Here is a 6,647-nt window from a genome sequence, read left to right as displayed (position 1 = left end):
GGGAAGAAAAACAGATAAAAATAGATTGGCAATTTTCCATAGAGTCTGCAAGAAGCAAATTGAACAGGCATTATGAGAAGGTCAATGCAGACAATCAGAAATATAACAAAACTTAAAAAACGGTGTAATGAAGACCTATTCTTATATTGGTTCAGAACTGGAGTTGTTCAGCAGAGCCGTAAATTGGAAAAATTACTATGCCAAATTCCTGTACAAATACTTAACAGGCGAGGTACTGGAAGTTGGGGCAGGCATTGGTTCGACCACGCAAATACTTTGTAATAGGAAGCAAAATCGTTGGGTTTGTCTTGAACCTGATGCGGAAATGAGTTGCATATTAAAGGAGCGAGTCACTCAGGGAGAACTTCCAGAAACTTGTGAGGTGTCAAATGAATTCATTGGTAGTCTGCCAAAATCGGAGTTGTTCGATGTCATCGTTTATATTGATGTGCTGGAACACATAGAAAACGATAAACAGGAGTTGATAGCTGCAACCGCGCACTTAAAGACCGCCGGACATCTGATCATATTGTCTCCCGCCCATCAACGGTTGTTTACGGAATTTGATAGGGAAATCGGTCATTTCCGCCGGTATAACCGAAAATCACTAGCGGCAATTATTCCCAATGCGCTGGAGAGTGTGGATTGCAGATATTTAGATAGCGTTGGTATGTTTGCCTCTCTGGCTAATCATTTGATATTGAAAAGTAACATGCCAAGTGAGCAACAAATTTTATTCTGGGACAGCGTTATGATTCGGCTCTCGAAATTTGTTGACCCCTTATTGAATTATCGAATCGGCAAATCCATTTTGGGCGTCTGGCGCAAGAAAGGCTACCCCCAATCTGAGTAAACAATCTTTTATGGCAAGCAGTAAAGTAGAGTATGCCAAACCCTGAGCTTGATATTCATTAGGAAATCGGTTTTCTTAAAAAATCCCGAATCAGAGATTTGGGTGTTGATTATCACAATCATATGGATTGCTTCCATCAGCCAGGCGTTGATGGATTATGGTGAAAATGCCCGCTATTCAATAGCTTTTCAGCCTTTGATTACTTATGCCGTTTTACTGTTCGCGTTTTTTGATATGAAGCAACTTAAAGAAACGCGATTATTCGGTGGCGAAAGAAAGTGCGACCCGACAGGTTGAGGAACGAAATTCCTGCGGACTCATTTCAATCTGAGAAGAACCATTCCTATGGCTATAGATTCATCAACTCAACATAAAGAAGCAGTAATCGAACATTTTGATTGTCTCTCTTCAACCGGACACTGGTCACATCTCTATGAAGTGAAAGATGGCTTGACTTATCACTTTCATGTGCGGCGACAACGCGTGCTTGAATTATTGCCGCGACGACTGGGGCGGGTTGCCGATGTCGGGTGCGGTCCCGGGGTGATGGTGCAATATGTGCTCGAACGTGGCGGCACCTTTGAAGGAGTTGACCTGTCGCCGGAAATGATCCGCGAAGCCAAAGAAAAATACACTCACCTCGAAGGCGTAAGCTTTCAAGAAGGGAGTATCGAGGAATTAAAACTTCCGAGCGCTGCTTATGATCAGGTCATCTGCATGGCGGTTATTGAATACTTGAAAACGCCTGACCGCGCGCTTGCTGAAATCGCCCGTATCATGCGACCGGACGCAATCGCGGTCATCACGGTTCCTAAACGTGTGCATATCGATAAACTCATGATTAACATTACAACTCCGTTTCGTGCACTCTTTCGGGCGTTGGGTGCGGAAGGCGCAGACACCTTGCCTCGGCTTTGTCTGCAACCCGATGAACTTGATGAAGCCGCAAAGCGCGCAGGGTTGATTTTTGAAAGGGGTGCGCAATATTGCTTTACCCCGATTCCTTATCCGTTTTCCCGCGTTGCGCCCAAACTGAGTATGCGTTTAAATCTGCCGTTTGAAAAATGGTACACATCTCGTAAGTTTTTCAATTCTTTCTTCGCGCACGGGTACATCGGTCTGTATCGAAAGCCTTAACGGTTTTTTTGAGAACCCAAGCACACGAAAGCCGGATGAAAAAGATTCTCTTCTTGCTGGTTTATTACAGCGGGTTAGCGCGGTTATTTGCCTGGCTTCATCGCAAACAGGTATTGATTCTGTGTTATCACGGCGTGACGAAGCGCGAAAGTCGTGGCGACAATGACGCTTTCGGTTTGCACATTCGCCAAGACCGCTTCTGCGCGCAGATAGAATATTTGTTGCGCAATTACCGGGTTATTTCATTGAAAGACTATTTAATCGCCCGTCGTGAAAATAGATCGTTGCCAGATTATTCGGTGGTTCTAACTTTTGATGACGGGTTCAGAAATTTCAAAACGGTTGCTGCGCCGCTCCTTTGCGAAAAGAATATTCCAGTTTCCATCTTTTTAATAACCGACAGGATTCGTCAAAACAATGACCTGAGTTTGCCAACAAATTGGGTTTCCGAAGATGACAACGAATATTTATTCTGGGAAGACGTTCGCCAATTAAGTAATGAAAAAACTATTCAATTCGGTTCGCATACCTGTTCGCATCGCAATTTGGCAACCCTTTCACTCGAAGAGGTTGATGCCGAACTGCTTGACTCACGTTCGATGCTGAACACCTACATTCCTCAGCCTGAAATGATGTTTGCGTACCCTTACGGCGGATATTCGGAAGAGATTGCCAAACGTGCCCATACCGCAAAATATGCCTGCGCCTTAACCGCAGATGACGGGTTTAATGACGAGACCACAGACCTCTATAAATTACGCCGCGCGTTGATTGGTGATGATGATGATTTGCCGAATTTTGCTGTCCGAATATCGGGCTTCGCTTGCCGAATGCGGTCTTTGAGAAATCTGTTTTTAGGAAGGCATCCTAGGTAACGCGCGGTAAGCATAGTTGATCATGAGCATTCGCACCTTTTATATCTGTTATTTCAGTTTGCGTGAACCGTTGGTGCAGACACAGGTTTTACCCTATTTGCGGGAATTAAAACAAAGCGACATCGAAATTTCTATCCTTACTTTTGAACCAAACTTCAAAAACAGTTGGGCACCTTCTGAAAAACAGGAGTGGAAAACCCGGCTTGCTGCTGAAGGTATTAACTGGCACGCGCTCCCCTATCATAAACGGGTTTCACTGCTCGCCACGTTTTATGACATCGCGATGGGGGCATTCTTGCTTTTCAAATTAAGGAAACAGATTGACGTTTTGCACGCGCGCTCACATGTTGCCGCAGCCGTTGGCTCAATAGCTAAACGATTCATCGGTTGTCCTTTGATTTTCGATATACGCGGCTTCTTCCCGGAAGAGTATGTTGACGCGGGAATCTGGACTGGTGGTGGATTCATCTATCGCTTAACCAAATTTGTTGAAAAAAGGTTGTTTGCCGCCGCTGACGCATTCGTGGTGTTGACTGGTAAAGCCCGCGATATTTTATTTGGTGAAGATGCAACGGTTGACGAAAAGGGAAGACCGATAGAAGTGATTCCCTGTTGCGTTGATTTAGGACGGTTCCAGCCTGTTGCTGATTTGGATAAAGAGGCTGTGCGTGCCGAACTCGGTTTAACCGGACGGCGTGTGCTGGTTTATGTGGGGGCGCTCGGCGGGTGGTATTTGACCAGAGAGATGGCAGAGTTTTTGGCAACTGCTCACGAAAAGAACCCGAATAGCTTTTCGTTGATTCTCACGCAAAGTCCGCCCGCGATGATTGCTGATGAATTCAAGAAATTAAAAATTCCAGAAAATGATTATCTAATTAAACAGGTTGCGCCTGCGGAAATCCCACGTTATTTGAAAACCGCAGACCTGGCGATTTCGTTTATTAAACCCTGCTATTCCAAACTGGCATCATCACCGACCAAACTGGCTGAATACCTTGCCAGCGGTCTTCCGGTGATTGCCAATGGTGGGATTGGCGATGTGGATGATGTCTTGCAAAATGACCGCGTTGGTGTGGTGATAAATGAGTTCACCGCATCAGCATATCGAAAAGCATTGCGTGAAGCTGAACAGTTATTGCAAGATAAGTCTGCTGTCGCGCGTTGTCGGGAAAGTGCGATGCGCAATTTCAATTTAGAAGAGGTTGGCGGCATGCGGTATCGAAGGCTTTATCATCGCCTTCTGGAAATTGAGACTAAAAAATTTGCCGCCTCTGAAGTGATCTCCTGATATCTTATGAACTTTGATGGGCAACTTGAATTTACTTTTGGTGTGTTAGTGCTCATCATTCTTACACTGCTTGGGTATATAGGACTTGCTTATACAAAAAATCATCGCGAAACCTTATATTTTCAACGGAAACTTTTTCTATCGGCGGTTGCGGCGCGTTTTGGCATTTCTTTAATCCTTTATCTGTTCGGCATTGCAAAGGTAATTGGTGACGATGACTCTAATGGGTGGATAGTTGGCACCATGCTTCGTAATACCTGGGTGACACAGGGAATGGGCGTGTTGGATTTACCAACGGTTTTATTAAGTGTTTTTGAAAATACGAATCAAGGCTATCAATATATGCTCGGGGCATTTTTCTTTATTACTGATGTTCCCGGAAGATTCCCCGCTGCGGCGTTGAACTGTTTTTTCGGCGCGCTCATCGTCGTTCTGACTTATCGAATTGCGCGAACGCTCTTTTCTGAGCGGGTTGCGGTGCGCGCCGGATGGGTCACCTGTCTTTTCCCGTCAATGATTATCTGGTCGGCGCAAACGGTTAAAGAACCAGTGATTATTTTGCTTGAAACGGTCGCGCTTTATGCCTGTGTCAAGCTGAAAAACTCAGGGGTTAGCATCAAATATATTGCGGTTTGCGCACTGGCATTATTCTTAGTTATTCCATTTCGCTTTTATGCGGCGTACATCGTGGGCGCGGCGGTGGCGCTTACCCTTATTCTCCCTCATCTGAAGCAGCGCAAATTGCGAATAGGCGCGGTAATCGGTTTGGCGGCGATTTTTGTCCCCATCGTATTTTTAACCGGCGCATTGGTTAGAGCGCAGGCAGAAATCGAGCGCATGGATTTGATAGACCGCGCACAAACTTTTAAAACCGGTTTAACAACGGGTAACCTTGGAACCGGCTCTACGGTTAAAAGTGATTTCGATTTGCGCACGCCGAGCGGACTCATTGGCGCGACCGCATTCGGCGGCGCGCATCTGTTGCTTGCGCCTTTTCCCTGGCAACTCGGAGACGGCAGCAGCTTGCGTATGCTTTTAACCTTGCCGGAACTTCTGGTCTGGTGGATTCTATTTTTCATCGGCGTGATTCCTGGTCTCTGGTATGCCATTCGTAAACGCTTTGACGAAATTCAACCGATGCTGATTTTTATTGCTGGACTCGGGTTTTTATACAGTGTGCTGTTTGGCAACATCGGGTTAGTCTATCGTCAGCGGGCACAGCTTCTGCCTTGGTTATTGATTTTTGCAATGGTCGGATTGGAGCGGCGGTTTGCTCGGCGGCGCGAACGAAGGCAGGCGCGAGTGGATGAACCTGCAAGACCCATTGTCGTTGAGGCGCGAAGTTGATGGCGACACGGGTTTTATTTCTGACGCCGAATCCCGTAGAAGCCGCCAGCACGCGCTATCGCATCTCGCAATACTTCCCTTATTTTCAATCGGAAAATATTGAATGCGAACTTGCCCCGTTTCTCTCAGATGAACTCTTTCAACTGCTGTACCAACCGGGGCAACATTTTCGCAAAACTGTTTCCTTATTTTGCGAACTTTGTCGCCGACTCAAAGACACAATCAAAGTTCGCAATTTCGATGTCGTCTTCATCAGTCGCGAAGCCTGTCTTTTTGGCCCGCCGTTTGTCGAATGGCTCATTCATCGGGTGATTCGTAAACCGATAGTCTTTGATTTTGATGACGCGATTTTTGTCCATTATGTCAGTCCAACCTATGGACGCTACGCGATGTGGCTCAAATATCCGGCAAAGACCTCGAAAATTATTTCAATGAGCGCGCACGTGCTTGCGGGCAATCAGTATCTCGCAAACTACGCGCGGCAGTTCAACCCCAATGTCTCCATTTTGCCGACCGTCGTTGACACGACGGAATTCGACGCAAAAGCCCTATCCCGACATCGCAATGAACCGTTCGTGATTGGCTGGATTGGCAGCCATTCGACGGCACAATACCTTGAGGTCATCAAGCCCGCTTTAACCGAACTGGCTTCGCGCCACAAATTTATCTTTCGGGTGATTGGTGCAGGCAAGCCGATTGAAATTCCCAATGTCCAGGTTGAAAATCGCCAGTGGCGCAGGGAAAGCGAAATCCAGGATTTTTGCGACCTTGATTTGGGGCTTTATCCGATTCGCGAAGATGACTGGTCACAAGGCAAATGCGCCTTTAAAGCGATTCAATACTTAGCCGCAGGCGTCCCTTGCGTGGCATCACCTGTCGGCATGAACCGCGAAGTCATCACTCACGGCGTCAATGGTTTCATCGCCAACTCGACCGCTGAATGGGTCGAATCATTAAGCCGTTTGATGAGCGACACCGATTTGCGAAAACAAGTTGCTGCAAAGGGAAAAGCCACTGTCGCCGAGCGTTACTCGTTGCAAGCCCACGCGCCGCGTTTTGCCGCTGTGTTGAAAAACGTAGCCGCCGGTGTGCAGGTCGAAAACTATAGTTTGGAAAACATCAAATCCGTGACGGAGTAATAAAATTG

The 6,647-nt window shown here is 46.6% G+C and carries 7 protein-coding genes; all 7 read left to right on the top strand.

The window, feature by feature from the left end:
• Positions 1-127: 127 nt before the first annotated feature.
• The 7 genes from AB1757_26375 to AB1757_26345 all read left to right on the top strand — a co-directional run bounded on the left by AB1757_26375 (position 128) and on the right by AB1757_26345 (position 6,639).
• Complete coding sequence (locus tag AB1757_26375; GenBank protein MEW6130589.1) at positions 128-853, top strand: class I SAM-dependent methyltransferase; 726 nt, start codon at positions 128-130, stop codon at positions 851-853.
• A gap of 105 nt (positions 854-958) precedes the next feature.
• A complete protein-coding gene (locus AB1757_26370; protein MEW6130588.1) occupies positions 959-1,150 on the top strand; it encodes a hypothetical protein in 192 nt (63 codons plus the stop codon).
• Positions 1,151-1,198: 48 nt separating this feature from the next.
• Positions 1,199-1,990 (top strand): class I SAM-dependent methyltransferase, encoded by a 792-nt coding sequence (locus tag AB1757_26365; protein MEW6130587.1) that lies wholly within the window; start codon positions 1,199-1,201, stop codon positions 1,988-1,990.
• A 35-nt stretch (positions 1,991-2,025) separates the two neighbouring features.
• Positions 2,026-2,865, top strand: a complete 840-nt coding sequence (locus tag AB1757_26360; protein MEW6130586.1) for a polysaccharide deacetylase family protein — start codon at positions 2,026-2,028, stop codon at positions 2,863-2,865.
• Between the two features lie 22 nt (positions 2,866-2,887).
• Entirely contained in the window at positions 2,888-4,153 is a 1,266-nt protein-coding gene (locus AB1757_26355; protein MEW6130585.1) for a glycosyltransferase family 4 protein, read from the top strand.
• Positions 4,154-4,159: 6 nt separating this feature from the next.
• Positions 4,160-5,500 (top strand): glycosyltransferase family 39 protein, encoded by a 1,341-nt coding sequence (locus tag AB1757_26350; protein ID MEW6130584.1) that lies wholly within the window; start codon positions 4,160-4,162, stop codon positions 5,498-5,500.
• The gene (locus tag AB1757_26345; GenBank protein MEW6130583.1) at positions 5,500-6,639 is read left to right on the top strand and encodes a glycosyltransferase family 4 protein; all 1,140 of its coding nucleotides are present in this window, start codon (positions 5,500-5,502) and stop codon (positions 6,637-6,639) included. Before AB1757_26350 ends, AB1757_26345 begins: the two co-directional genes overlap by 1 nt.
• Positions 6,640-6,647 lie beyond the last annotated feature (8 nt).

Source organism: Acidobacteriota bacterium (assembly GCA_040754075.1).
In the GTDB taxonomy this organism is placed as follows: Bacteria; Acidobacteriota; Blastocatellia; order UBA7656; family UBA7656; genus JBFMDH01.
Note: the sequence above shows the minus strand (reverse complement) of the source record. Positions and strands in the feature narration are given on the sequence as shown.

Coding starts and splice junctions, on each gene's coding strand:
- AB1757_26375 (MEW6130589.1), top strand. CDS start 128: ATGAAGACCTATTCTTATATTGGTTCAGAACTGGAGTTGTTCAGCAGA.
- AB1757_26365 (MEW6130587.1), top strand. CDS start 1,199: ATGGCTATAGATTCATCAACTCAACATAAAGAAGCAGTAATCGAACAT.
- AB1757_26360 (MEW6130586.1), top strand. CDS start 2,026: ATGAAAAAGATTCTCTTCTTGCTGGTTTATTACAGCGGGTTAGCGCGG.
- AB1757_26355 (MEW6130585.1), top strand. CDS start 2,888: ATGAGCATTCGCACCTTTTATATCTGTTATTTCAGTTTGCGTGAACCG.
- AB1757_26350 (MEW6130584.1), top strand. CDS start 4,160: ATGAACTTTGATGGGCAACTTGAATTTACTTTTGGTGTGTTAGTGCTC.
- AB1757_26345 (MEW6130583.1), top strand. CDS start 5,500: ATGGCGACACGGGTTTTATTTCTGACGCCGAATCCCGTAGAAGCCGCC.